The 25,139-nt window shown below is 38.4% G+C and carries 19 protein-coding genes, 22 tRNA genes, 2 rRNA genes and 1 pseudogene (1 of these 44 running past the window's edge); 37 read left to right on the top strand and 7 right to left on the bottom strand.

The genetic code is table 11. The features are described 5' to 3' along the window. The 27 genes from ACUN26_RS21090 to ACUN26_RS20960 all read left to right on the top strand — a co-directional run. Positions 1–180, top strand: a 23S ribosomal RNA gene (locus ACUN26_RS21090); it begins 2,742 nt to the left of the window's first position. Positions 181–281: 101 nt separating this feature from the next. Continuing rightward, positions 282–397: ribosomal RNA gene (rrf, locus tag ACUN26_RS21085) — 5S ribosomal RNA — on the top strand. 4 nt (positions 398–401) lie between these two features. Then, a tRNA-Val gene (locus ACUN26_RS21080) sits at positions 402–477 on the top strand. A gap of 4 nt (positions 478–481) precedes the next feature. Beyond that, a tRNA-Thr gene (locus ACUN26_RS21075) sits at positions 482–557 on the top strand. Between the two features lie 9 nt (positions 558–566). Beyond that, positions 567–642 (top strand) — tRNA-His (locus tag ACUN26_RS21070). Positions 643–665: 23 nt separating this feature from the next. After that, positions 666–746 (top strand) — tRNA-Leu (locus tag ACUN26_RS21065). 30 nt (positions 747–776) lie between these two features. Continuing rightward, positions 777–851 (top strand) — tRNA-Gly (locus tag ACUN26_RS21060). A 16-nt stretch (positions 852–867) separates the two neighbouring features. Beyond that, positions 868–956, top strand: a tRNA-Leu gene (locus ACUN26_RS21055). 3 nt (positions 957–959) lie between these two features. Next, positions 960–1,033 (top strand) — tRNA-Arg (locus ACUN26_RS21050). Between the two features lie 10 nt (positions 1,034–1,043). After that, positions 1,044–1,117: transfer RNA gene (locus ACUN26_RS21045), tRNA-Pro, on the top strand. Between the two features lie 15 nt (positions 1,118–1,132). After that, positions 1,133–1,205 (top strand) — tRNA-Ala (locus tag ACUN26_RS21040). A gap of 20 nt (positions 1,206–1,225) precedes the next feature. Beyond that, positions 1,226–1,302 (top strand) — tRNA-Met (locus tag ACUN26_RS21035). Positions 1,303–1,305: 3 nt separating this feature from the next. Next, a tRNA-Ile gene (locus ACUN26_RS21030) sits at positions 1,306–1,382 on the top strand. Positions 1,383–1,399: 17 nt separating this feature from the next. Continuing rightward, positions 1,400–1,492: transfer RNA gene (locus ACUN26_RS21025), tRNA-Ser, on the top strand. Between the two features lie 27 nt (positions 1,493–1,519). After that, positions 1,520–1,596, top strand: a tRNA-Met gene (locus ACUN26_RS21020). Positions 1,597–1,599: 3 nt separating this feature from the next. Next, positions 1,600–1,675: transfer RNA gene (locus ACUN26_RS21015), tRNA-Asp, on the top strand. A gap of 14 nt (positions 1,676–1,689) precedes the next feature. Beyond that, a tRNA-Phe gene (locus ACUN26_RS21010) sits at positions 1,690–1,765 on the top strand. Positions 1,766–1,779: 14 nt separating this feature from the next. After that, positions 1,780–1,855: transfer RNA gene (locus ACUN26_RS21005), tRNA-Thr, on the top strand. A gap of 10 nt (positions 1,856–1,865) precedes the next feature. Then, positions 1,866–1,941: transfer RNA gene (locus ACUN26_RS21000), tRNA-Lys, on the top strand. 13 nt (positions 1,942–1,954) lie between these two features. After that, positions 1,955–2,025: transfer RNA gene (locus tag ACUN26_RS20995), tRNA-Gly, on the top strand. 10 nt (positions 2,026–2,035) lie between these two features. Next, positions 2,036–2,112: transfer RNA gene (locus ACUN26_RS20990), tRNA-Ile, on the top strand. Positions 2,113–2,119: 7 nt separating this feature from the next. Then, positions 2,120–2,194: transfer RNA gene (locus ACUN26_RS20985), tRNA-Asn, on the top strand. 6 nt (positions 2,195–2,200) lie between these two features. Continuing rightward, positions 2,201–2,291: transfer RNA gene (locus ACUN26_RS20980), tRNA-Ser, on the top strand. A 5-nt stretch (positions 2,292–2,296) separates the two neighbouring features. Then, positions 2,297–2,368 (top strand) — tRNA-Glu (locus ACUN26_RS20975). A 136-nt stretch (positions 2,369–2,504) separates the two neighbouring features. After that, on the top strand, positions 2,505–2,999 hold the full coding sequence (locus ACUN26_RS20970; RefSeq protein WP_000455498.1) for an RNA polymerase sigma factor: 495 nt from the start codon (positions 2,505–2,507) through the stop codon (positions 2,997–2,999). Then, the gene (locus ACUN26_RS20965) at positions 2,986–3,966 is read left to right on the top strand and encodes an anti sigma factor C-terminal domain-containing protein (RefSeq protein WP_000085634.1); all 981 of its coding nucleotides are present in this window, start codon (positions 2,986–2,988) and stop codon (positions 3,964–3,966) included. Before ACUN26_RS20970 ends, ACUN26_RS20965 begins: the two co-directional genes overlap by 14 nt. A gap of 420 nt (positions 3,967–4,386) precedes the next feature. Continuing rightward, positions 4,387–5,331: an L-lactate dehydrogenase gene (locus ACUN26_RS20960; RefSeq protein ID WP_000715347.1), complete on the top strand. Its 945-nt coding sequence runs from the start codon at positions 4,387–4,389 to the stop codon at positions 5,329–5,331. 265 nt (positions 5,332–5,596) lie between these two features. Here ACUN26_RS20960 and ACUN26_RS20955 read toward each other — a convergent pair. After that, positions 5,597–6,850: pseudogene (locus ACUN26_RS20955) on the bottom strand (dockerin type I domain-containing protein); the annotation flags it as partial. Between the two features lie 30 nt (positions 6,851–6,880). Continuing rightward, a complete protein-coding gene (locus tag ACUN26_RS20950) occupies positions 6,881–7,486 on the bottom strand; it encodes a CalY family protein (protein WP_000053938.1) in 606 nt (201 codons plus the stop codon). A gap of 456 nt (positions 7,487–7,942) precedes the next feature. Here ACUN26_RS20950 and glgB point away from each other — a divergent pair, with 456 nt between their 5' ends. The 6 genes from glgB (at position 7,943) to ACUN26_RS20920 (ending at position 16,597) form a co-directional block, all read left to right on the top strand. Beyond that, positions 7,943–9,880 (top strand): 1,4-alpha-glucan branching protein GlgB, encoded by a 1,938-nt coding sequence (gene glgB / locus ACUN26_RS20945; RefSeq protein ID WP_000111417.1) that lies wholly within the window; start codon positions 7,943–7,945, stop codon positions 9,878–9,880. Continuing rightward, on the top strand, positions 9,828–10,958 hold the full coding sequence (glgC, locus tag ACUN26_RS20940) for a glucose-1-phosphate adenylyltransferase (RefSeq protein WP_000057608.1): 1,131 nt from the start codon (positions 9,828–9,830) through the stop codon (positions 10,956–10,958). The genes glgB and glgC overlap by 53 nt, the downstream gene beginning before the upstream one ends. 18 nt (positions 10,959–10,976) lie before the next feature. Next, positions 10,977–12,011 carry a glucose-1-phosphate adenylyltransferase subunit GlgD gene (gene glgD, locus ACUN26_RS20935; protein WP_000504178.1) on the top strand — a complete coding sequence of 345 codons (1,035 nt, stop codon included), beginning with the start codon at positions 10,977–10,979 and terminating at the stop codon, positions 12,009–12,011. Positions 12,012–12,123: 112 nt separating this feature from the next. After that, positions 12,124–13,554, top strand: a complete 1,431-nt coding sequence (glgA, locus tag ACUN26_RS20930; RefSeq protein WP_002093109.1) for a glycogen synthase GlgA — start codon at positions 12,124–12,126, stop codon at positions 13,552–13,554. Positions 13,555–13,572: 18 nt separating this feature from the next. Continuing rightward, complete coding sequence (glgP, locus tag ACUN26_RS20925) at positions 13,573–15,981, top strand: glycogen phosphorylase (RefSeq protein WP_000494069.1); 2,409 nt, start codon at positions 13,573–13,575, stop codon at positions 15,979–15,981. A 58-nt stretch (positions 15,982–16,039) separates the two neighbouring features. After that, positions 16,040–16,597, top strand: a complete 558-nt coding sequence (locus tag ACUN26_RS20920) for a GNAT family N-acetyltransferase (protein ID WP_000677947.1) — start codon at positions 16,040–16,042, stop codon at positions 16,595–16,597. Positions 16,598–16,637: 40 nt separating this feature from the next. Here the strand turns inward: ACUN26_RS20920 and ACUN26_RS20915 are convergent, their stop codons facing one another. The 3 genes from ACUN26_RS20915 to ACUN26_RS20905 all read right to left on the bottom strand — a co-directional run bounded on the left by ACUN26_RS20915 (position 16,638) and on the right by ACUN26_RS20905 (position 18,516). Then, entirely contained in the window at positions 16,638–16,772 is a 135-nt protein-coding gene (locus ACUN26_RS20915) for a hypothetical protein (protein WP_000911069.1), read from the bottom strand. A 76-nt stretch (positions 16,773–16,848) separates the two neighbouring features. Beyond that, the gene (locus tag ACUN26_RS20910) at positions 16,849–17,571 is read right to left on the bottom strand and encodes a lipase family protein (protein WP_001260116.1); all 723 of its coding nucleotides are present in this window, start codon (positions 17,569–17,571) and stop codon (positions 16,849–16,851) included. Between the two features lie 162 nt (positions 17,572–17,733). Beyond that, positions 17,734–18,516: a TIGR00266 family protein gene (locus ACUN26_RS20905; RefSeq protein ID WP_000643604.1), complete on the bottom strand. Its 783-nt coding sequence runs from the start codon at positions 18,514–18,516 to the stop codon at positions 17,734–17,736. Positions 18,517–18,842: 326 nt separating this feature from the next. Between ACUN26_RS20905 and cspD the strand changes: the two genes are divergently transcribed. Then, complete coding sequence (gene cspD, locus ACUN26_RS20900; RefSeq protein ID WP_001193053.1) at positions 18,843–19,043, top strand: cold-shock protein CspD; 201 nt, start codon at positions 18,843–18,845, stop codon at positions 19,041–19,043. A 119-nt stretch (positions 19,044–19,162) separates the two neighbouring features. Here cspD and ACUN26_RS20895 read toward each other — a convergent pair whose 3' ends face one another. Together ACUN26_RS20895 and ACUN26_RS20890 are read right to left on the bottom strand one after the other, a co-directional pair. Continuing rightward, entirely contained in the window at positions 19,163–19,894 is a 732-nt protein-coding gene (locus ACUN26_RS20895) for a yteA family sporulation protein (RefSeq protein WP_000957401.1), read from the bottom strand. Positions 19,895–20,003: 109 nt separating this feature from the next. Beyond that, a complete protein-coding gene (locus tag ACUN26_RS20890; RefSeq protein WP_000425759.1) occupies positions 20,004–20,957 on the bottom strand; it encodes a 1,4-dihydroxy-2-naphthoate polyprenyltransferase in 954 nt (317 codons plus the stop codon). A 194-nt stretch (positions 20,958–21,151) separates the two neighbouring features. On the opposite strand from ACUN26_RS20890, the gene ACUN26_RS20885 reads away from it, so the two are divergent. Genes ACUN26_RS20885 through menH form a run of 3 tightly spaced genes read left to right on the top strand, consistent with a single transcriptional unit; the run spans position 21,152 to position 25,106 of the window. Further along, entirely contained in the window at positions 21,152–22,546 is a 1,395-nt protein-coding gene (locus tag ACUN26_RS20885) for an isochorismate synthase (protein ID WP_000616760.1), read from the top strand. After that, positions 22,543–24,297 carry a 2-succinyl-5-enolpyruvyl-6-hydroxy-3-cyclohexene-1-carboxylic-acid synthase gene (menD, locus tag ACUN26_RS20880; protein ID WP_001059232.1) on the top strand — a complete coding sequence of 585 codons (1,755 nt, stop codon included), beginning with the start codon at positions 22,543–22,545 and terminating at the stop codon, positions 24,295–24,297. Before ACUN26_RS20885 ends, menD begins: the two co-directional genes overlap by 4 nt. Further along, positions 24,294–25,106: a 2-succinyl-6-hydroxy-2,4-cyclohexadiene-1-carboxylate synthase gene (gene menH, locus ACUN26_RS20875; protein WP_000869221.1), complete on the top strand. Its 813-nt coding sequence runs from the start codon at positions 24,294–24,296 to the stop codon at positions 25,104–25,106. The genes menD and menH overlap by 4 nt, the downstream gene beginning before the upstream one ends. Positions 25,107–25,139 lie beyond the last annotated feature (33 nt).

Raw genomic sequence — 25,139 nt, 5'->3', positions numbered from 1 at the left:
TAGCTATGTGCGGAAGGGATAAGTGCTGAAAGCATCTAAGCATGAAGCCCCCCTCAAGATGAGATTTCCCATAGCGTAAGCTAGTAAGATCCCTGAAAGATGATCAGGTTGATAGGTTCGAGGTGGAAGCATGGTGACATGTGGAGCTGACGAATACTAATAGATCGAGGACTTAACCATATAATATGAAGCAATGTTATCTAGTTTTGAAAGAATATAAAAAACTTGTTGACTTTAAAAGTTAAATAAGTTACAATAATTCTTGTCTTAAATGAATACAGTCTGGTAATGATGGCAGAGAGGTCACACCCGTTCCCATACCGAACACGGAAGTTAAGCTCTCTAGCGCCGATGGTAGTTGGGACCTTGTCCCTGTGAGAGTAGGACGTTGCCAGGCAAATGGAGGATTAGCTCAGCTGGGAGAGCACCTGCCTTACAAGCAGGGGGTCGGCGGTTCGATCCCGTCATCCTCCACCATTTAGCCGACTTAGCTCAATTGGTAGAGCAACTGACTTGTAATCAGTAGGTTGGGGGTTCAAGTCCTCTAGTCGGCACCAGTAACTATGGCGGTTGTGGCGAAGTGGTTAACGCACCGGATTGTGGCTCCGGCATTCGTGGGTTCGATTCCCATCAGTCGCCCCATTTTTTCTTAAATAAATTAATATGCGGGTGTGGCGGAATTGGCAGACGCACCAGACTTAGGATCTGGCGCCTTTGGCGTGGGGGTTCGACTCCCTTCACCCGCACTTTTAATAAAATATCTCATAACATGTCTTGCGGAAGTAGTTCAGTGGTAGAATACAACCTTGCCAAGGTTGGGGTCGCGGGTTCGAATCCCGTCTTCCGCTCCAATTTTCAATATGACATGCCGGGGTGGCGGAACAGGCAGACGCACAGGACTTAAAATCCTGCGGTGGGTGACCACCGTGCGGGTTCGACCCCCGCCCTCGGCACCATATGCGCCCGTAGCTCAATTGGATAGAGCGTTTGACTACGGATCAAGAGGTTAGGGGTTCGACTCCTCTCGGGCGCGCTTTTATTAACGGGAAGTGGCTCAGCTTGGTAGAGCACCTGGTTTGGGACCAGGGGGTCGCAGGTTCAAATCCTGTCTTCCCGATATTCCCAAAAACATGGGGCCTTAGCTCAGCTGGGAGAGCGCCTGCCTTGCACGCAGGAGGTCAGCGGTTCGATCCCGCTAGGCTCCACTTATTTTTATATTACTTATGGCGGTGTAGCTCAGCTGGCTAGAGCGTACGGTTCATACCCGTGAGGTCGGGGGTTCGATCCCCTCCGCCGCTACCATAAGGACCTTTAGCTCAGCTGGTTAGAGCAGACGGCTCATAACCGTCCGGTCGTAGGTTCGAGTCCTACAAGGTCCACCACTCAAAGTTTATATCTCGGAGGTATACCCAAGTTCGGCTGAAGGGATCGGTCTTGAAAACCGACAGGCGGCGAGAGTCGCGCGGGGGTTCGAATCCCTCTACCTCCTCCATTTTTTCTAAATTAAATATTTTATCATCGCGGGGTGGAGCAGCACGGTAGCTCGTCGGGCTCATAACCCGAAGGTCGCAGGTTCAAATCCTGTCCCCGCAACCAAATGGTCCCGTGGTGTAGTGGTTAACATGCCTGCCTGTCACGCAGGAGATCGCCGGTTCGACCCCGGTCGGGACCGCCATTTTTTTACATAAAGGCTCGGTAGCTCAGTCGGTAGAGCAGAGGACTGAAAATCCTCGTGTCGGCGGTTCGATTCCGTCCCGAGCCACCATTTTGAAATCGCAAGCCGGCTTAGCTCAATTGGTAGAGCAACTGACTTGTAATCAGTAGGTTGGGGGTTCAAGTCCTCTAGCCGGCACCACTTTCAAAATGAGCCATTAGCTCAGTTGGTAGAGCATCTGACTTTTAATCAGAGGGTCGAAGGTTCGAATCCTTCATGGCTCACCATTTACAATTTAATGCGGGTGTAGTTTAGTGGTAAAACAAGAGCCTTCCAAGCTCTGGTCGAGAGTTCGATTCTCTTCACCCGCTTTTCAATTATGGGCCTATAGCTCAGCTGGTTAGAGCGCACGCCTGATAAGCGTGAGGTCGATGGTTCGAGTCCATTTAGGCCCACCATAATTGTTCCGCAGTAGCTCAGTGGTAGAGCTATCGGCTGTTAACCGATCGGTCGTAGGTTCGAGTCCTACCTGCGGAGCCATATTATAGAGAAGTACCCAAGTGGCTCAAGGGGCTCCCCTGCTAAGGGAGTAGATCGCGAACGCGGTGCGAGGGTTCGAATCCCTTCTTCTCTGCCAGAATTGGCCCGTTGGTCAAGTGGTTAAGACACCGCCCTTTCACGGCGGTAACACGGGTTCGAATCCCGTACGGGTCATACTAAAAGAGATAGCATAATCTGCTATCTCTTTTTTGTTGTGTAAAAGTGGGCTTTGGATAGTCTGCTTTTTTTTATGGATTTCTTGTATACTTTTTTCTATTTGAATCGTCTAACTAATAGAAAGGAGAGAGCGATGGAGTATGAAAAAATCATTATAGAAACATCTAAAAGCATTTATAGGTATTTACTTAAAATTGGAGTACCACCAGTAGAAGCAGAAGATATCGTTCAAGACACGATACATAAGGCATTAGTATCTATACCGAATATGAAAATTACGTATATAAAAACATGGTTATTTCAAGTTGCGATTAATAGGCATCGTGATCTAGCAAGAAGGCAACAGCGTATTGAACAAATCCCGATTGAATCTGTTCAATTAATTGGAGCAAAAGGATTAGATGAACCACTTTTAAGAAAAGAGCTTCAAGTAGAAATACAAAGCATACTTGGAAAGATGAATCCAGTATATAAACATATTCTTTTATTAAAGTATGACTATGAACTCTCATATAAGGAGATAGCAACCGTATTAGAGATGAAAGAAGAGACCGTACGTGTTTCTTTGTATAGGGCTCGCAATGAGTTTAAAAAGCTGTATGGGAGGTTTGAAGATGAGCAGAGATGATTTCGATTTTGATATAGATTCAAGTAAAGTATCAAAAATGTTGAAGAAGGCGAAGCGAAGACAATTATTAAAAATTACAGTAATTTCGATTTCACTTTTTATTGTTCTATTCTTTGGTTTTATAATAGTAATTTCACAATTGAACAATAGAGCTTACTTAACTATGGATCGTGACTTAAATATGATAAGACAAATTACAAGACCTAATACGGAAAGAGGCGTAGCAATTACTTCTAACGGTTTATTTAAAAGCACAGTAGAGTATAAAACATATAAGGTTATTGAAGGGAAACCTGTTAAGTGGGAAGATGAAGTGTATGAGTATAAAGTTTGGAATACATTTCGCCGATTATCGAATGTAAATCCATTAACAATATCAGATAATGTTGTAATGGGGAATGAACGTATTAATAAGACAAGTGAATTGTATAATAATCAAACGATGGAAAGAGAGATGCAGTTTTATCTCCCATTTGCTTCATATAATCGTTATATAAATGATATAGAGAAAATAAAAGATGAAAAGAAAGTAGCTGAATTGGCTATATCTTTTGATAAACCGTATAAAGTGTCTGAAATAAAAGAGATACTTCCAGAAGGGGTGCATCCTGTTTGGTATTGGGTAGATACGTATGATGATAAAAAATCATATTCTATTGATGATATGACCGAAAGTGCTTATAATGTGTACGGTTTTAAAGCAAAACCAGGTGATATTGAATTTGGAAATGGAACGGAAAAAGATTTTCTTTTAGCAATTCAAAATGGACTGGAGCAAAAGGGAAAGTATTATGAGGAATATGAACGTATATATGACTACCTAAAAGGAAAGAAAATAAAACCAAGTGAGCAAGATGTAAAAGTTATCGGTGTTGTTGTGACGGGAACGGCTGTGGATTTACAAAAATTAAACGGTCAAAATTACGTAAAAGCTGCTGTTTTAGGGGCTACTGCGGAAAATAAATAATATATAGAAGAAGCTGTCTCCCAATAAGTAATCTACTGGAGACAGCTTTTTATGTTGTCATTATTGTCGAGTTTTGTCGGTAAGTCGATATATTGCAAAAATCGCTGATATATTTGGAGTTACGGTCGATATATTCTAATAATCGCCGATATAATTTCACTTATCGACAAAAACCATAAGAAAAACCCTTTCACAATCTAAAGAAAACGCCTCCATTGAAATGGATTCCACACCTATTCCAATAACTTTACACTCTATGTGAAAAAGTTCACAAATAGGTCATAATTTGTGAAGTAATTCACAATGATACGTGCTACAATATGAATGTAAAGAAGTTAAACAACATTAAATTAGTATTTTAATTAATTACTTAAACAATCATAAAAAAATATATGTGAACAATAGAGAGGGGAAATTAACATGAAAAAAGGTATCAATCGTGTAGTATTAGTAGGAACAGGAGCTGTAGGTTGTAGTTACGCTTACTCAATGATCAACCAAGGTGTAGCTGAAGAATTTGTACTTGTAGATGTTAATGAAGCAAAAGCAGAAGGGGAAGCAATGGACTTAAGCCATGCGGTACCATTCTCTCCATCACCAACAAAAGTTTGGAGCGGTAGCTATGCAGATTGTAAAGATGCAGATTTAGTAGTTATCACTGCGGGATTACCACAAAAACCAGGTGAAACTCGTTTAGACTTAGTTGAGAAAAATACAAAGATCTTTAAACAAATCGTTCGCGGTATTATGGATAGCGGATTCGATGGAATCTTCTTAATCGCAACTAACCCAGTTGACATTTTAACTTACGTAACTTGGAAAGAATCTGGTCTACCAAAAGAGCGCGTAATCGGTTCTGGTACAACTTTAGACTCTGCTCGTTTCCGTTACATGTTAGGTGACTACTTAGATGTAGATCCACGTAACGTTCATGCTTACATCGTTGGTGAGCACGGTGATACTGAACTTCCAGTATGGAGCCACGCTACTATCGGTGTACAAAAACTAGAAACAATCTTAGCTAACAACGAACAGTACAATCAAGAAGACTTAGATAAAATTTTCGAAAACGTACGTGATGCAGCTTATCATATCATCGAGCGTAAAGGTGCAACTTACTACGGAATCGGTATGTCACTACTTCGTGTAACTAAAGCAATCTTAAACAACGAGAACAGCGTATTAACTGTATCTGCATACCTTGAAGGTCAATACGGTGAGAAAGATGCTTACGTAGGTGTTCCAGCTGTAATTAACCGCGAAGGTGTACGTGAAATTGTAGAACTTGAGCTAAATGAAGAAGAAAAAGTGAAATTCGCTCATTCTGTAAAAGTATTAAAAGAAACAATGGCACCAGTACTATAATAATTGCTAAATAATTCAGAGGTGGGAAACTGCTTCTTACCTCTGAACTTATATAATTTAATATAAATTCCTTTTCCGGTTTCCCTTGTATATCCCCAATATACCCCTTTTGCTGGATAAGGGTCGTTTATAGAAAAAGAGCACTCTACGTAAAGTAGAGTGCTCTTTTTTATCCCGCTATTTGCCGGGCAGTAAGACCCCGATTGGTGTGGGCTAATAATCAGTGGGGATGAACAAACCCCCCACTGATTAAAGTTTCACTTTATTATTTTTTAGGCGTTAAGCCCAATTTCTTTAAAATATCTGCGAGTGTACCGCTTTTTGATTTTTCTACAGCTGTTTGTGATTTAGATGCATCTGGTCCTTTTTTCAAGAAGTTCTTTTCAACGAAACGAATGTCTTTTTCATCGACAATTCCGTCGCTATTAAGGTCGCCGCCTTTTACAGATACTCCTTTTTTACCATAGTTGCTAGCGATAATTTCAGCATCTTTAATATCAATGACTTTATCACCATTTACATCACCGGCAAGGTTTTCATCAGGTCGTGCATAATAATATTGGCCAAGTAGCTTACCATCTTTTTCAGTACCTAATTTTGTTGTTAGACGGCTTGTTAAATGCCCTGGTACTTCTAAGTATAAATTATAGTCACGATTATTAACAGGAAGTCCATTCAGTTTGAAGTATCCGTATTTATCTAGTGAGCCTTCAAATTTATGACGGTAAGAATCAGTTGCATATACTTTTACACCAAGCTTTGTATAATCGAGCTTTTCATCTAAATATCCACGTTCATTTAAGAATGCACCAGGTTTAATATTTCCTTCTACTAGTGAGTTTAAGGACATAACTGAGAATGTTTGATCTTGAAGTACACGCATTCTATTCGGTTCTGTTTCACCTTGTTTCCAGTAAACAAAAATTGGTGATTCTAATTGGGCATTTGCTTCATAAAATTCATCATTTTCTACTTTGAAAGTTACATCAATGAACGGGAAATCACCATCTAATCCGGCGAAGTTTTTATCATCGATAGATCCGCCTATTGTAACAGAACCGGCTTCTAATTTCGGCTCATTCACTTTTGCGATTACACCTTTTTCAGAAAGTAGCTTTTCAAAAGCAGGATTCAATTTCGCATTTGCAAATTTGAAATTTTTCTCTAGGAATTTTACGTTAAATTCCCCTGCAACAAATTGTTTTACGTGTTTTGCGTTTAGTGTTACAGTAAGTTCATCATTTTTGTATACTTCTTTTTTATCATAACTAGTTTTCGCATATTGAGCACCTTGTGGGATAAACCAATAGTTATTTACACCGCTTGGATAATCAGGACCTGCAGTTGCATAATCGAAAATATATACGCCTGTGTTCATTGGTCCTTCTACTTTAAAGGATTCAGGGGTAATGCCAACTTTAAAGTCACCATCTGCATTAATAGGTAAAAACTTATGCAAGTATGGAGAATAGTCATAATACATAACTCCGTTCGCTTCTTGCGTAATGTTTAAACCTTTATAGGCCTCCGGTAATTTGTATTTTAAAAATTATTTCTCCACGCCTTTTGTTTGCTCGGCATGGAATGTCCAGTTTAGCTGTAAGGAATCACCTTGGAATTTATTTTGATCTTGGTCGTTGTCTTCAAAGGAGAAGAGCACGTGTAAATAATCTGTTTCACCAGATGTAATACCGTCTATTAAGTTATGACGTTCTAAAGATGTAGCTACATCCTCAGGTTTCATAGTTTTTAATTTTGATAGTTTTGTTTCCCACAAAATTTCATGATCATCGTTTGGATTCGATGGCTTTCCATCATTCACTAGAAACTTTACGATAATGTGGTCGCCTAAATCTTCACCGTCATTATTTAGCTTTGCATCTGTAACTTCATAGGATGTTTCAAGTGCTACTTTTGCAATATCCAATGACCCTTTATTTTCAAGCGTGAAATTTTTTTCAATAAAGTCACCTGGCTTTAAATCTTTCACATCAACGATTACACTTGGATTAATAGAAAGATCTAGTGTTCCAGCTTGAAATGAGTTACTAGATGTTTCAGAATCACTGAAGTAGGCGAATACACCGCCGCATGTAAGTGATAAGCCAAGCGTTGCTGTGACAACTCCCATTCCTACTTTTTGTTTCAATGACATAAGAAAGCCCCCTAATATGATTTTTTATGAAACGTTCGTAAAGTAAACACAGTATTCTAGTATGAATTATATTTACGAAAGCGTAATGTTCTTTATTGAGAACGAGTATATGCTGATGAATTTTGCATTTCAATAAAATTATGACAAAAAAATATTGAGAAATATTTTTTTATGACAGATTGTTTTGCTGCGGTTTTAAGTAGAAAATAGCATGAAAAATAGGCTAAACCTAATAAAATAGAGGTTGAGAAAAAATGATAGTAAAAAAGATAGGGGAAAATGAAGCGTTTGCAATGAATATTCGTCAAAATTCGATATTTTACACGGAAATGTGAAGAAAAACCAACGTTTTTAAGAAAAAAACGAATATTTTTTATAAATTAACAAGGATATCACAGTTTTTTGCAGAAATAGTTAAAGTATAAAAAATTCTGTCATCTTAGTGAGGTGAGCATATTGAGTGTAATAAATTGTGAAAAAGTGAAACGAGATGAGTTTCATACAGAAAAGTACTATGAGAGTTATAGCATCTTTGGCGCACATATTGTGACGGAAGATGAGATGCGAGGGGTACGATTTACAGTATGGGCTCCTCATGCGAAAGCAATGAGTGTTGTTGGCGATTTTAATGAATGGGATTATGAGCAACATAAGATGCTACAAGAGACAGAAGAGGGAATTTGGTCCTTGTTTATACCGCATATTGAAGAAAGGGAAATATATAAATATGCGATTGAAACGATGGCTGGTGACGTCATTTTTAAGGCAGATCCGTACGCTGTATATGCAGAAGTAAGACCGAATACGGCATCTGTAGTTTTTGATATGAAGGGATACGAATGGAATGATAAAAACTGGAGTCGTAAGAAAAAGAAAAAGCCGGTTTATAAAGAAGCGATGACAGTTTATGAATTACATTTCGGTTCCTGGAAGAAGAAAGAAGATGGAACGCTGTATTCTTATAGGGAAATGGTAGAAGAACTCATTCCGTATGTGGTGGAACATCAATTTACACATATTGAAATCATGCCGCTTGTTGAGCATCCATATGATCGTTCTTGGGGATATCAAGGGACGGGATATTATGCAGCAACGAGTAGATTCGGCACACCACATGATTTGATGTATTTTGTCGATGAATGTCATAAATATGGAATCGGTGTCATTTTAGATTGGGTGCCGGGGCATTTTTGTAAAGATGCTCACGGTCTATATTTGTTTGATGGGACACCGACTTATGAATATAAAGATAAGGATGTACAAGAAAACCAAGTATGGGGAACTGTCAATTTTGATTTAGGAAAAAGGGAAGTACGTAATTTCTTAATTTCAAATGCGTTATTTTGGATGAGATATTTCCATATTGACGGTTTCAGGGTGGATGCAGTTGCGAATATGTTGTACTGGAATAAAGAAGGACAGGAGCAAAGTAATGAGCACGCTGTTTCATTTTTACGAGAGTTAAATGAAGCGGTATTTGCAGAGGATGAAGACTTTCTTATGACAGCAGAAGATTCAACAGCTTGGCCACTTGTAACAGCTCCAACTTATGAAGGTGGACTTGGATTCAATTACAAATGGAATATGGGCTGGATGAATGACGTGCTGAAATATATGGAGTGTGCACCTGAATACAGGAAGTATATTCATGAGAAAATAACATTCTCTTTACTATATGCTTACTCTGAAAACTTCATATTACCGCTTTCTCATGATGAAGTCGTTCACGGGAAAAAGTCGTTATTAAATAAAATGCCAGGAGATTACTGGGATAAGTTTGCTCAGCTTCGTTTATTATATGGATATTTATTTACTCATCCAGGAAAGAAATTACTTTTCATGGGAGGAGAATTTGGGCAGTTTGATGAGTGGAAAGACCTTGAAGATTTAGATTGGAATTTACATGATTTTGAAATGCATCGTTATATGCATGATTACTTTAAAGAGCTCATAGCATTGTATAAGCGCTCAAAACCACTTTGGCAGCTTGATCATTCACCTGAAGGATTTCAGTGGATTGATGCTAATAATAATGAGCAAAGTATTTTCTCGTTTATTCGCCAAGGAGATAAACAAGAAGATGCGTTAGTTGTCGTATGTAATTTTACGAAAGCTACATATGAAAACTATAAAGTAGGTGTGCCAGATTTCGAGTATTATAACGAGATTTTAAACAGTGATGCGGAGCAATATGGCGGCTCGGGGCAAGTGAATAAAAAACGTCTTAAGGCGACTCTAGAACCGTACCATAATCAAGAGGCACATGTAGAAATTACAATTCCACCATTTGGCGTATCCATATTACGACCAGTGAAGACTAGAAAGGGGAGCAAAAAACAAGATGGCTCAAAAACAAAAGTGCGTAGCAATGTTACTAGCAGGGGGAAAAGGTAGTCGTTTAAGTGCATTGACAAAAAATTTAGCCAAGCCAGCTGTTCCATTTGGTGGTAAATATCGCATTATTGATTTTACGTTAAGTAATTGTGCGAATTCTGGTATTGAAACGGTTGGGATTTTGACGCAGTATCAACCGCTCGAACTTCATAATTATATCGGAATCGGCAATGCTTGGGATTTAGACCGAGTAAACGGTGGAGTCACAGTATTACCTCCTTATGCGGAGTCTTCAGGTGTGAAGTGGTACACAGGTACGGCAAGTGCCATTTATCAAAACTTAAACTATTTAAGTCAGTACGAACCAGAGTATGTCCTTATTTTATCAGGCGATCATATTTATAAAATGGATTACAGTAAAATGCTAGATTACCATGTTGAGAAAGAAGCGGACGTTTCGATTTCTGTTATTGAAGTGCCTTGGGATGAAGCGAGTCGCTTTGGCATTATGAATACGAATGAAGAGATGGAAATTGTTGAGTTTGAAGAGAAACCGCAATTTCCAAGAAGTAATCTTGCATCAATGGGAATCTATATTTTTAACTGGGCAATTTTGAAAGAGTATTTAGAAATGGATGCAAGAAATCCTGAATCTAGTAATGATTTCGGAAAAGATGTACTTCCGCTTTTATTAGATGAAGGGAAGAAGCTAATGGCGTATCCGTTTGAAGGATATTGGAAAGATGTTGGAACAGTGAAAAGCTTATGGGAAGCGAATATGGATTTACTTCGCGATGAAACATCATTGAATTTAAATGATCGTAACTGGCGTATTTATTCTGTCAATCCAAACGAACCGCCTCAATATATTGCGGAAAAGGCAAAAGTGGAAGAATCACTGATTAACGAAGGGTGCGTCATTGAAGGGGACGTGAAGCATTCTGTCTTATTCCAAGGGGTGACGGTGGAAGAAGGTAGTATGGTTATTGATTCCGTCGTTATGCCAGGAGCGAAGATTGGGAAAAATGTTGTGATTGAAAGAGCAATTGTTGGATCGGAAATGGTTATTGAAGATGGAACAATCATTCGTCCAGAAAAAAATGTTGACGATGTAGTATTAATTGCTGAAGGGAAATAGAAAAGGGGGATGAAATGAATGGGAGAAAAAATGTTAGGAATTATTAATGCAACGGGAAGTTTTACTTCCTTACAGAAAGTAACAGGGCATCGTTCACTAGCGGCGCTACCGTTTGGGGGCCGTTATCGACTCATTGATTTCATGCTTTCCAATATGGTGAATTCTAATATTCATAGTGTGGCGGTTTTTACAAGCCATAAAAACCGTTCGTTAATGGACCATGTTGGTTCAGGGAAACAGTGGGATTTAGATAGAAAACGTGACGGATTGTTTTTATTCCCACCAAATTGCCAATGTGACCAAGATGAGTTTGGATCTTTTGCACATTTTAGAAGACATATTGATTATTTTCTAAGAAGCAGAGAAGAATACGTTGTTATTACGAATAGCCATCTCGTAACAGCATTAAATTTCCAGGCGGTGTTAGAGCGGCATATACATACGGCAGCTGATATTACTGAAGTTTGCCATGAAGGGGTTTCGCTTCAAACATACGTGTTAAAGAAACAATTATTGTTAGATTTATTTGAGACATATAAAGATGTGGAGCAATACAGTTTATTTGATGTAGTGAGAGAAAAGCGCGGAAAATCACTGCATATTGCTACGTATGAGCATACAGGATATGTAGCTATTATTGACTCGATTGAAAGTTACTATAAACATAGCTTAGAAATTTTGCAACCTGCTATTTGGAAGCAATTATTTAAGAAAGAAGCACCGATTTTTACGAAAGTAAAAGATGAGCCACCAACTCGTTACCTAAAGGGTGCAGTCGTGAAAAATACAATGATTGCAAATGGCAGTATTATTGAAGGGGAAGTAGAAAACAGTGTTGTTTCCCGTTCTGTTAAAATTGGAAAAGGTTCAATTGTTCGTAATAGTATTATTATGCAAAAGAGCCAAATTGGAGATAACTGTATAATAGACGGTGTTATTATTGATAAAGACGTGAAAATTGGTGACGGTGTCGTTTTAAAAGGAAACACCGATGAGCCGTACGTTGTAGAAAAAGGAAGCATTCAAAACAGTACGATTAATAGTTATTCTTGAAGAATCAGTGGGGGGCTTTCCTCCACTGATTAAAGTTTTAATTTAAATGAAAACTCGAAGGGAGGAAGCTGCAAGAAGAGTAATATATGCTTTTCGAGCAGTGGGACAACAAGTGAATATTTTATTTGCAGTATCAGAATGTGTACCGTTTGTTAAATCGGGAGGATTAGCTGATGTAGCAGGTGCGCTCCCAAAAGAGCTTAAAAAATTAGGTGTGAATGTACGTATTATACTTCCGAATTATAGTCTTATTCCGCAAAAATTAAGAGATGGATGTACGCTTCATAAAGTAATTAACGTTCCTCTTGGCTGGAGAAATCAATATTGCGGAATTTTAAAAGGTGAGCAAGACGGGATTACGTATTATTTAATAGACAATGAATATTATTTTAAGAGGGATTCTTTGTACGGTCATTATGATGACGGAGAGCGTTTTTCTTATTTTTCGAAGGCAGTTTTAGAGTGTATTCCGCATCTTGATTTTGAAGTGGATGTTCTTCATAGCCATGATTGGCATACCGCTATGGTTAATTTCTTACTTCGCGAAAAGTATCAAGACAACCCATTATATGAGCGTATTAAAACGGTATATACAATTCATAACCTGCAGTTCCAAGGTGTATTTTCTCCTGAAGTGATGTACGACCTGTTAGAGCTTGGTGATGAATATTTTCATAGTGAGCAGCTAGAGTTTTATGGAAATGTGAACTTTATGAAAGGCGGTATTATCGCTTCTGATCAAATTACAGCGGTTAGCCCGACATATAAAGAAGAAATACAATATGAGTTTTTCGGTGAGAAATTAGATGGATTGCTACGAAAATATAATGATAAGCTGAGTGGCATTGTAAATGGAATTGACACGAGCGTATATAACCCAGAAACGGACTCGTATATTACAGCTCAGTATGATGCAGAGTCATTATATGAAAAAAATGAAAATAAACGTGCATTGCAGCGTTATTTTGGTTTGCCAGAAAAAGAGGATACACCAATTATTGCAATGGTCACGAGATTAACGAAACAAAAAGGTCTTGATTTAGTACGTACTGTATTCCGTGAAATAATGGAAGAAGATGTACAATGTATTATTTTAGGATCCGGTGATTCAGAATACGAGCAGTTCTTTGAATGGATGGCATATGAGTATCCAGAGAAGGTGAAGGTATATATCGGATTTAATGAGGAGCTTGCGCATCAAGTGTATGCGGGAAGCGATCTATTTTTAATGCCGTCACTGTTTGAACCGTGTGGACTTGGACAACTTATCGCATTAGCGTACGGTACGATTCCGATTGTAAGAGAAACAGGTGGATTAAACGATACTGTACAATCTTATGATGAAGAAACAGGAGAAGGAAATGGTTTCAGTTTTACGAACTTCAATGCACATGACATGTTGTATACGGTTCGCCGTGCAATTGAATTTTATCACGATAAGCCGGTATGGGAACAGCTTGTAACACAAGCGATGACTGAAGATTATAGTTGGGAGAAATCAGCTCTTGCTTATAAGAAATTGTATAAAAGTCTCATGGAATAACATGTAGGTGGTGAAAAAATGTTTACTCATGTTGAAAGTTTCAAATCAGCCTTTCTAGAAAAGTTAGAGACGATGTATGGGAAAAGTTTCAAAGACTCTACAACTCGTGATCAATATAATACGCTTGGGTACATGGTACGTGAGTATATGAATAGTCAATGGATTGCAACGAACGAAAGCTATCGGTCTGGAGAGCAAAAGCAAATGTATTACTTATCCATTGAGTTTTTACTTGGACGTTTGCTTGGAAGTAACATTTTAAATTTAGGCATCAGGGATGTATGTGAGCAGGGCCTTTCGGAGCTTGGGATTTCTTTGCAAGAGTTAGAAGAGGTGGAAGCAGATGCAGGTCTTGGAAATGGTGGGCTTGGACGTCTAGCAGCCTGTTTTCTTGATTCACTCGCATCTTTAAACTTACCAGGACACGGCTGTGGGATTCGTTACAAACATGGCTTGTTTGATCAAAAAATTGTTGATGGTTATCAAGTTGAGTTTCCAGAACAATGGCTTCTTCATGAAAATGTATGGGAAGTAAGAAGGCATGATCAAGCTGTAGAAGTAAGCTATTTTGGCAGTGTGGAGCCGTTAGAAATGGATGGACGTTTAGAGTTCAGGCATACGAATGCAGAAGTCATTATGGCGGTACCATATGATGTTCCAGTAGTAGGCTATGAGACGAGTACTGTAAATACGCTTAGGCTTTGGAATGCTGAACCAGTTCCTTTCCCGCAAAACTGCAAAGATATTTTGAAATATAAGCGTGAAACAGAGGCGGTATCGGAGTTTTTATATCCAGATGATACGCATGATGAGGGGAAAATACTTCGCTTAAAACAACAGTATTTCCTCGTATCAGCAAGTTTACAAAATATCGTTCGTACGCATAGAGAAAGATATGGTGACCTTCGTCAATTACATGAAAAAATTGCGATTCATATTAATGATACACATCCGGTTTTAGCGATTCCAGAACTGATGCGTATTTTATTAGATGAAGAAAAACTAGCATGGGAAGAGGCTTGGCACATAACGACGCAAACGATTTCTTATACGAATCATACGACGTTATCAGAAGCGCTTGAGAAGTGGCCAATTCACATTTTTAAACCGTTATTACCGAGAATTTATATGATTATTGAAGAGATTAATGAACGTTTCTGTCATGAACTTTGGGAACGTTATCCGTACGAATGGCATCGCATTGAAGATATGGCGATTATTGCACATGATCTTGTGAAAATGGCTCATTTAGCAATTGTCGGTAGCCATAGCGTAAACGGTGTAGCAAAAATTCATACGGAAATTTTGAAGCAACGTGAAATGCGATTGTTTTATGAGTTTTATCCAGATAAGTTTAATAATAAGACGAATGGAATCGCTCATAGACGTTGGTTAATGAAGGCAAATCCGCAGCTGACGAACCTTATTTCAGAGGCGATTGGAACAGAGTGGAAGAAAGAACCGATTAAGCTGCAGGCGTTGCAAACAGTTCAATATGATGCGAGTTTCCAAGAGAAATTTGCAGAGGTAAAACAAGAGCGTAAAGAGATTTTAGCGGAGCGTATTCATAATAAAATGGGGATTACAATTGATCCAAATTCTATTTTTGACGTGCAAGTAAAAAGACTGCATGCTTACAAGCGACAATTATTAAACGTTCTTCATATTTTATATTTGTATAACCGTTTGAAAGAGGATACTAGTTTTACATTTTATCCGCGTACTTTTATTTTTGGAGCGAAAGCATCACCTGGCTATTATTATGCGAAAAAAATTATTAAATTAATTAATGAACTCGCAAGGAAAGTAAATAACGATCCGTACGTAAGCCAATATATGAAAGTTATCTTTCTAGAAAACTATCGAGTTTCTGTAGCGGAAGATATATTCCCAGCGGCGGATGTAAGTGAACAAATTTCAACTGCGAGTAAAGAAGCATCAGGAACAGGAAATATGAAATTTATGATGAATGGTGCGATTACACTCGGCACATTAGACGGAGCTAATATTGAAATAAAAGACAGGGTCGGTGATGATAACTGTTTCATTTTCGGTTTAACGGCGGAAGAGGTTCTTCATTACTATCAAAATGGTGGATATCGTGCAAGTGATTATTATCACCACAATATGCATATTAAAAAAGTGGTAGATCAGTTAACGAATGGTTTCTTTGCACAGTCGGGAGCTGAATTTGAAGCAATTTACGATTCTCTCGTTATTCAAAATGATGAATATTTCGTTTTGCGAGATTTTGGTCCATATGCGGAAAGGCAAGAAGCTGTAGGGCGTACTTATGAAAATCGAACGAAATGGCTAGAAATGTCGATTTTAAATATTGCACAATCAGGTCATTTTGCGAGCGATCGAACGATTTTGCAGTACAGTAATGAAATTTGGGGTATTGGTAATACGGTTAAACAACATTAAGTAAAAGTCCCTTTTGAAGGGACTTTTACTCATTATACAGAAGTGTGGTGAATGGCATATGAAGGGTATGTATGAACAAGGAGATTTAAAAACAAATAGATTAATTTTAACGAAGATACATGGTGCACATGCAGCTGATTTATTTGAAGTATATTCTAATGCGGAAACAGCTACATATGTACCGAGGGAAGTACATAAAACGAAAGAGGAAACTCATCGTTTATTAGAAAATATGTTTACAACGATACGAGATGGTAAGGCTCTTATATGGTCTATTATGCTGAATGATAACCAAAAGGTAATTGGAACATGTGGAATGTGGCTTATGCCACATAATAGTGCATCGATTGGAGCTGTAATTAGCCCAACATATTGGGGGAAAGGAGTTATTGTTGAAGCGTTAGAACAAGTTATAAAAGTTGGTTTTCAAGAATTAAATTTGAATCGTATTGAAGGGAGATGTAGTGTGAAAAATGTAGCTTCTGAACGTGTGATGCAAAAATTAAAAATGGTATATGAAGGTACATTGAGGCAAAATGTAAAAATGAATAATACGTACAGTGATTCTAAAGTGTATTCGCTTTTAAAACAGGAATACGATTGCTTCGCAAAGTAAACCGAGCTAAATGAGACTAAGCTCGGTTTACTTATTTTGCTTAAGAAAGAAATGGGATAGCGGTATAGATTATGCCTGTTCCACCATATTCTCCTGTCGCAAAGTATGAAAATGTAAAGAAACCTGTAACCGAAAAAATTACAATGAGAAAAAGTGCAAAGATAAACTTTAACATGTAAGGTCCCCTCATCCAAAAATAAATTCATATATTATTATAGTATACGAATGTGTAATTTCCAATTGTTTACTGGTTAAAAATGAGAAGTCAGACATGTTTTGTATGTTGTCATGGAATGATTATTCGTAATAGATTTTGTATTTTTTGTAAATGTCATATTGTGATGAACGTGGGCATATTCCCAATCACGATCATTAAAATTTATGTTTCGCGGAGGGAGAAGTGGAACGACATCGAATAAATTTACAAAACGAAAGCTACTAGCTACTTGTAGTTTATAATAATTTCGAAAAGCGATATCTCCTACTTTTGGAGAAGCGAATGTATAAAGGCCATACTGTGCGAAGGCAGTATTGATACGTGCATCTAATATGTGTAATGTAGCAAGCGCACCACCTAAACTATGTCCGGTAGCTAGTAGTTTTTTATGGGCTGGCAATGATACGAGCATATCCATAATAGAATCTCGGCAAGATTCATAAATAGAAAGAAAGCCGTTATGGACATTTCCGCTGTTTAAAGCATATGGGTATGGCTTTTGGTTGACGAGTGAATCGATAATCCAGTCTGTATCTGTTTGTGTGCCCCGAAAAGCTACAATAATTGTATCCTCAGATTCTAATATGAATCCAAACCATTCTGTCATTTGAATGGTTTTTCCTTGAAAACCTTGTACATATTGAAAACCATCTGGTATTTCAAAAATCCCATTTTGTTTATATTGTTCATACGTTAACTCACAACAAGAAGCTAACAATATGGCAGTGTCTTTATCAAAGGATAAAGGAGTACGCATTAAGGAAGCCCTCCTTAAGAAAAGGTATGGTTAAATATATGCAGTGAGGGACTTGATTCATTCTTTTTGAGGGTTTTGAAAATGAGGATGGAACATTTAGTTATATGAGGGGGGAGGGGAAGCGTAGTCCACCTAAATAAAAAGCGCCCCATAAGGGCACTTTTACTCTTTTCCATCTAATAAACGACCAAGTCCACCTAAAACACTGCCTTCACCGGTGCTTTGAGCTGCTGGACTCGTAAGGCGTGCTGCTAAGCGGCTAAGTGTTAAGGACTGAATCCAAACCGTTCCAGGACCTTCTAGCGTTGCGAAGAATAAACCTTCACCGCCAAATAGAGCTGTTTTTACTTTTCCTACAAATTCAATATCATAGTTAACGTCTTTTGTCATGGCAACGAGACAACCTGTATCAATGCGAAGTTTCTCACCGGGTTTTAATTCGCGCTTATATACAGTTCCGCCTGCATGCATGAAAGCTAGACCATCACCTTCAAGTTTCTGCATGATGAAACCTTCACCACCAAAGAAACCAGTTCCTATTTTTTTAGTAAACTCAATTCCGATAGAAACACCTTTTGCAGCACAAAGAAACGCATCTTTTTGGCAAACTATTTTCCCTTGATATTCTGTTAAATCAACAGGAACAATTTTACCAGGATAAGGAGCAGCAAATGAGACGTGGCGTTTGCCGTGACCTGTATTTGTAAATACAGTCATAAACATGCTTTCACCTGTAACAAGACGCTTACCAGCCCCCATTAATTTTCCGAATAGACCGTTAGATGGTCCAGAACCATCACCGAAAATTGTCTCCATTTCGATGTAGTCTTCCATCATCATCATTGCCCCAGCTTCTGCGATAACACTCTCTTCTGGATCTAATTCAATTTCAACGAACTGCATATCGTCACCGTATAACTTATATTCGATTTCATGTGCCTTCATTTTTTTCACCTCATATGTAATATATATTTATATTGTACAGAATTTAATAGTATTAGAATACTCTAGTTTTGTTAATTTTCAAATAAAGTAAGGAGATGGAAATTCAACATTATATTAAAATTATAAAAAAATGATGGAATGAAAGTGTTCTCATTTGACGTTTTTCATATAGCGTGATATAGTGAAAGCACTATTGAGCTACATAATGTGGTACGGAAATAAAGCACGTTGTATTAAAGGCTGTAAGCTTGTTATACATTCATGTCCTTTATATCCACCTTTTCATGTGGATTCATAGTTTCATTTTTATTTAGGAGGTACATGACATGCAAACAGGTAAAGTTAAATGGTTTAACGGCGAAAAAGGTTTTGGCTTCATCGAAGTTGAAGGCGGAGAAGACGTATTCGTACATTTCTCAGCTATCCAAGGCGAAGGCTTCAAAACTTTAGAAGAAGGTCAAGAAGTTTCTTTCGAAATCGTTGAAGGAAACCGCGGACCACAAGCAGCTAACGTTACAAAAAACTAATTAGCTAGCGATAAAAAGCATTCCGAATTTCGGAATGCTTTTTTTTATCCCATAAACGTCCGAAGGGTGTGGGCTAATAATTAGTGGGGGATGGTCCCCACACTAATTAAAGTTTCACTTTACTCTTTGGAACTAGATTCATTTGAAGATAATTCGCCTTTGAAGGTACGCTCTTCAAAGTCATCAAGCATTTGTTCATACTCTTCATGTTCTTCTGTGGCGAAAACTTGTGGGTTTTTTCCATACATATCTGTACCGATAAAGTTTTCGAAATCCTCTACATATCCAACATTCTCTTCACTATTTACATACATACCATTATAATTTTTTGAATCTTGTCTTTCTAAATCAGACGGTGTTTCAGACGTTCCATAATTTGCGACATCTTGCCACGCATCTTCTGTATCGTACTCAACAGAATGATCTTCATCGTGCTTATGGAAAGAAGGAGCCAATACTTCTTCTTCAACTGGACGGGTCTCCATATTTAATTTATTTGTCGCGTGCTGTATGCATGTTGTAGCAGTCGGCATTGCTTCTAATCTTTCAAATGGAATTTCCACGCCAGACACTTCACAAATACCGTACGTACCTGCTTCTATTTTTTGCAAGGCATGTTTCGTATCCTCTAGCTGTTTATGCCAAAGCTCAATAAGCCCGAAATCTTTTTCACGTTCATATAGCTCTGTAGCCATATCACCTGGATGGTTATCATAGCTAGACAATTCTCCGACGGAATCGCGTTCAGAGGCACGATTTTCATTTTCATGAGTTTGTATTGTTTGCTCTAGTTCTTGTTTTTGTTTTTCTAAAACGGATTTAAATTGATTTACTTGTTGTGGAGTTAACATTGTCATCCACCTTCCTACAATTCAGTTTCTTTACATAGTATGAGCGTTGCGAGTAGGAATTATGAGCTGAAATTGGTATATGAAAAAGGAGCCGCATTAGCAGCTCCTTTTAAAGGAAATATCCAAGTAATAATCCGATTCCCATGAGGAGACCGAAGATTGTATTTGTTTTTGCTGTTGAAATCATCGCAGGTACCATTTCCATTGGAATGCTTTTGCCGATAAAACCTTTCGTCGCTTTAAATGCTTTCGGTGCACTTAAAAATACGATCAGCATCCATGGTGATACGATGCCCACGATAATTAAAGCAATTGTCCAAATGTAGGAAACGATGAACATAGAAGCAAGTACACCAACGGCTCTTTCACGTCCAACGAGAATTGCTAACGTTTTACGACCGTTTTCTTTATCGCCATCTAAGTCACGGATGTTATTAGCTAGTAAAATGGCACCAATTAAAATGGAGCTTGGAATAGATAGTAAAATGACTTCTGATGTTACAGTTCCAGTTTGAATAAAGAATGAAATCCCGATAATAATGACACCCATAAATAATCCGGCTGTTAACTCTCCAAATGGTGTATAGGCAATTGGAAGTGGGCCGCCTGTATAAAGGTAAGCAACGGCCATACAAACGAGACCGATTGCAGCAAGCCACCAGCTAGAATTCATACAAATATAAACGCCTAATAGCATTGCGATGCCAAAAAATCCAAATGCTAAGTTAAGCACTGTTTTTGGCTGAATGCCATCGCGAACGATAGCGCCGCCGATACCGACTGAACCTTCGTGATCGAGTCCTCTTTTATAATCAAAGTATTCATTAAACATGTTTGTTGCTGCTTGAATGAGAAGACAAGCAAGAAGCATCATAAGGAAAAGAGGGAGATGTATTTGATTTATACCTCCGACCTGCATCGCATATGCTGTTCCGATGAAAACAGGAACGAAAGCTGCTGTTAATGTATGGGGGCGTAGTAAACTCCACCAAATGCGCCAGCCTGTTTGTTTACTTGGCTTTGGCGCCGTAGGAGAGGAATTCGTTTCGACGTTCATTTCCATGTTGAATCCTCCTTAGGTCACATATTGTACACAATTAAGTGTAGAAAAAGCATCATTTAGTGTCAACGTTTATTTTCTAGGAAGAGAAGGTGAATTTCTCAGAAATGCTAAACGTTGACAGGCCTTTCGTTTGAGGTGTATCTTAAAATCAAGCGTAATTATGACTATTTTTCGCCCATAGGGGGGAGACAATTGTGATTCAAACGAAACAAAAAGGCTTGCAAGAAGTTCTTAGTGCGGCCATTAAGCGTGTAAAGAATGAAAAAACATTAGTTAGTTTTGTCAAACAAATAGACTGGGTGGATCCACTTCTGTTTTATGCAGCAGGAAAAAGGACTTCATTCGAAAATAGATGTTATTTTGCAGACCCAGCTCAGCATGTAATATTTGCAGGAATTGGCTCTGTTTTCACTATAGCAAATTCTTCTCATAAGCGCTTTCAAACTGCTCGTGATGAGTGGGAGAAAGTAAAAGAGAATGCATTTGTGCAAAGAGATGAATATGAATTTGGAACAGGTCCTCTTTTATTTGGTGGGTTTTCATTTGATCCAGAAAAAGAGAAAACAGACCTATGGAAAGAATTTAAAGATACAACATTTTCACTACCCGCATTTTTATTAACTGTAAAAAATGAAAAAGCGTGGTTAACGATGAATACATTTGTTTCAGAAACAGATTGTGCAGAAACTCTTTATAACGAAATGATTTCTTTAGAAGAGAAAATTTTGGGGGAGAGTAAATGTGCGCTAGAAGGATCGAAATTAATTGTTACTTCTAAAGTAGAAGTTGATCCGAAAGGCTGGATGAAAGCAATTGAGAAAGTGCAAGATGAGATGAAGCAGGGTAACGTGCAGAAGGTTGTATTAGCGAGGGAGTTAAAAGTAGAGGTGAATCATTCTATTGATTCTGCTCTTGTTTTAGAAGCGCTTCGCATTGGGCAACCGGATTGTTACGTATTTTCTTTTGATTATAAAGGAGCATGTTTCCTAGGAGCGACGCCAGAGAGATTAATTCGCAAAGAAGATGAGAAGTTTACGTCGATGTGTCTTGCTGGTTCAATCGGTCATGGTCATTCTATAGAAGAAAGTAAACAAAATGGTAATGCGCTTCTTCATGATGAAAAGAATTTAGCTGAACATGGTTATGTAGTGAACATGATTCGCGGTGTATTAAATGAGCATTGCAACGTCGTTAATATTCCGGAAAGTCCGGGTTTATTAACAACAAAAAACTTAATTCATTTATATACGCCTGTAGAAGCAAAAGGTGATGTGAGTCTTTTAACAATGGTAGAAGAATTACATCCAACACCAGCTCTTGGCGGGACACCTCGTTTGGAAGCGATGAAGCTCATTCGTGATGTGGAATTGTTAGACAGAGGATTGTACGGTGCACCGATTGGGTGGATAGATGATGAAGGAAATGGTGAATTTGCGGTTGCGCTTCGCTGCGGATTATTAAATGGCGAGAAAGCATCCTTATTTGCCGGTTGTGGGATTGTAATTGATTCTGTACCGCAACTTGAATATGAAGAAACAAGTTTGAAGTTTAGACCGATGCTTGGTGCTTTGGAGGAATTAATGAAATGAACAATCATATAGAAGCATTATCATATTATTTAGGCGCGTTCGTGGATGAACTGACGCGTCTAAATGTATGTGATGTTGTCATTAGTCCAGGCTCACGGTCAACGCCGATTGCTTTACTAATGGAACAACATGAAGGAATGAACACATATTTACACGTAGATGAAAGATCAGCAGGATTTTTTGCGCTTGGTATCGCAAAAGCAAAAAAACGTCCTGTTGCATTATTATGTACGTCAGGAACGGCAGCGGCGAACTATTACCCAGCTGTATGTGAAGCTTTTCATTCACGAGTGCCGCTTATCGTCTTAACGGCAGATAGACCGCATGAATTAAGAGATGTCGGTGCGCCACAAGCGATGAATCAAATTAATTTATACGGTACGTTTGTGAAGCAATTTACAGAGATGGCAATTCCAGAAGCGAGTGAGGCGATGTATCATTATGCTCGCATGACGACGCAGCGCATGATAGCAAGCGCACTTTTAACGCCGCAAGGACCTGTTCATCTTAATTTTCCAGTGCGTGAACCGCTTATCCCGGACTTTTCATTAGAAAGTTTATGGGATAAAGGACGCGGGGAATATACAGGAGTAGTTCAGCAAGGGAACGCGGTGATGCCGAGTGAATATGTAGATTCTCTTGTAAGGCGCCTTTCACATATGGAAAAGGGGCTTATTATTTGTGGAGATGATAGTCATTCAGAAATCGCAGCGTTTGCAGCACAATTAGCTGAAAAAACAGGATATCCAATATTAGCGGATCCACTTTCTAACATTCGTAGCGGAAATCACGATAAAACGATGGTAATCGACTGTTACGATACATTTTTACGAAATGAGTTGTTAAAAGAAACGTGGAAGCCAGAAGTTATGATTCGCTTTGGTGGTATGCCTGTTTCGAAAGCATTAACGCAGTTTATTAAAAAACAGACGAAAGCCGTTCATATCGTTGTCGATGAATCCGGACAATGGAGAGATCCAGCTCTTGTTGCGACAGAAGTTGTACAGGCAAATGATATTGCATTTTGTAGTGCATTAATAGAAAAAATGCCAGCTATGAAAAAGAATGATTGGTTCGGAATGTGGCAACATATAAACGAAATAACGAAGGAAACGCTTCGTGAAATGGAAACATATGAAACGGCATTTGAAGGAAAGGTTATTACGGATATTGTACGCGTATTACCAGATGGGGCAACGTTATTTGCGAGTAATAGTATGCCAATTCGTGATACAGATTCATTCTTCTTCACATCAAATAAAAACATTCAGGTGATGGCAAATCGCGGTGTAAATGGTATCGATGGAATCATTTCAACAGCTTTAGGCGCGAGCATTATTTGCGATCCGCTCGTATTAGTGATTGGTGATTTATCATTTTATCACGATTTAAATGGACTGTTAGCAGCGAAATTACATGAATTAAACATAACAATTGTCGTTGTAAATAATGATGGCGGGGGTATTTTCTCATTCTTACCACAGTATGAGAAAAAGGAACATTTTGAATCATTATTTGGAACACCGATTGGGCTTGATTATGAACACGTTGTTAAAATGTACGGTGGTTCATTTAGCCGTGTAAATGGTTGGGAGCAATTCCGAGAAGAGGTACAAAAGGGAACAAGGGCGGAAGGTTTACACGTTGTGGAAATTTGTACGAATCGTGATGAGAACTTAACATTGCACCGTACATTATGGGCAAAAACGATGGACGTAATTACTACATCTTTACAAGGTGAATCACGATGAAAGTAACGCTGCAAGGTGTATCGTATGAATATGAAGTAGTCGGAAGCGGTGAACCACTTCTACTTCTTCATGGTTTTACGGGAAGCATGGAAACGTGGCGTTCTTTCGTTCCTTCTTGGAGCGAGAAATTTCAAGTCATTTTAGTAGACATTGTTGGGCACGGAAAAACGGAAAGTCCTGAAGCTGTGCCGCATTATGATATTCAAAATGCGGCATTACAAATGAAAGAGCTGCTAGATTACCTTCATATTGAAAAAGCGCACATACTCGGCTATTCAATGGGCGGTAGGCTGGCGATTACGATGGCATGCCTATATCCAGAATATGTACGTTCTCTTTTATTAGAAAATTGTACAGCTGGGCTTGAAAGTGAAGAGGCTAGAAAAGAACGTCGTGAAAAAGATGAGCGACTTGCTCATAAAATTGAGCGAGAAGGCACCCGAAGCTTTATATCGATGTGGGAAAATATTCCGCTGTTCGAAACGCAAAAACGTTTAGCAGAAAAGGTACAAGAAGCAGTGCGAAAAGAACGACTTGCTAACAATCCAAAAGGACTTGCAAATAGCTTGCGAGGCATGGGAACAGGGGCTCAGCCTTCATGGTGGAATGAGCTACAAAACTTAAAAATGCCTGTTCTTTTAGTGAACGGTGAGCATGATGAAAAGTTCTTTCGCATATTAAAAAATATCGAAAAATGCGTCTCTGACGCGAAATTTGTCAAAATTGATGGTGCTGGCCATGCAATTCATGTGGAACAACCGGAAAAGTTTGATACAATAGTAAAGGGATTTCTAAAAACTATGCAGTGATGCTTTTTTCACCTAAGAGGGAAGCTACACTTA

The organism is Bacillus sp. WC2503 (assembly GCF_052682895.1).
This window is presented reverse-complemented; position numbering and strand designations above follow the sequence as displayed.